This is a genomic window from Oleiphilus sp. HI0061 (genome assembly GCF_001635675.1).
The window spans coordinates 1-921 of the sequence record NZ_LWFE01000980.1; the positions used below are offsets into that span (position 1 = coordinate 1).

The following is a 921-nucleotide window of genomic DNA, read 5'->3' on the forward strand; positions in this document are numbered from 1 at the left end:
GATGGCAAGACAGTTTGAAAGCAAATACCCGCAGGATACCCTGCATTTTGTTTATGAAGCGGGCCCCTGTGGCTACTGGTTTTATCGATTGCTGACAAGCATAGGCCATTGTTGCTATGTTGTTGCGCCATCACTGATTCCAAAGAGACCCGGAAAACGCGTGAAAACAGATAAACGCGATGCACAAGATTTAGCTCGTTTGGTTCGTAATGGCGACCTTGATCCGATTTACGTTCCTGAACCCGCAGATGAAGCAATACGAGATCTATCTCGAGCACGTGAGCGTGCAATGCATGATTTGAATAATGCACGTTTCCAGCTAAAAGCCTTGCTGCTCAGAAATCATATTAACTATTCAGGCAAATCAAATTGGAGCTTAAAACACCTTCGTTGGTTAACAGAGATCATCTTACCTCATCCTAGTCAGCAATTTGTCTTGCAAGAGATGATTCAAACCATTTCAGAACGCAATGCTCGACTAGAGCGTCTGGACAATGAACTCGCCCATCACGTGAAGCAATGGCGATATTATCCGGTTGTGAAAGCGATACAAGCCTTGAGAGGCGTTCGACTGCTCACCGCCACTGGTGTCATTGTAGAGCTAGGAGACTTAACACGATTTGATAGCCCTAGAAAACTGATGAGTTATATCGGAACGACGCCCTCCGAACATTCAAGTGGAGGAAAACGACACTTAGGCGCGATCACCAAGTGTGGAAATGGGCGAGCGAGGAGATTGTTAGTTGAGGCTGCACATAGCTATCGCTATCCCGCAAAGATATCGAAGGAATTACAGCTCAGGCAGGAAGGATTGCCGAAAGAGGTAATTGATCAAGCTTGGCAAGCACAACAGAGATTATGTAGACGATATCAACGACTAATACACAAAGGTAAACATCGAAGTGTCGTGGTAACGGCGAT

1 protein-coding gene is annotated in these 921 nt (G+C 45.7%); it reads left to right on the top strand.

All coding sequences use genetic code 11. From position 1 onward, the window contains the following. On the top strand, positions 1-921 hold a 921-nt coding region (locus A3735_RS11425; protein WP_068638091.1), incomplete at both ends, for an IS110 family transposase.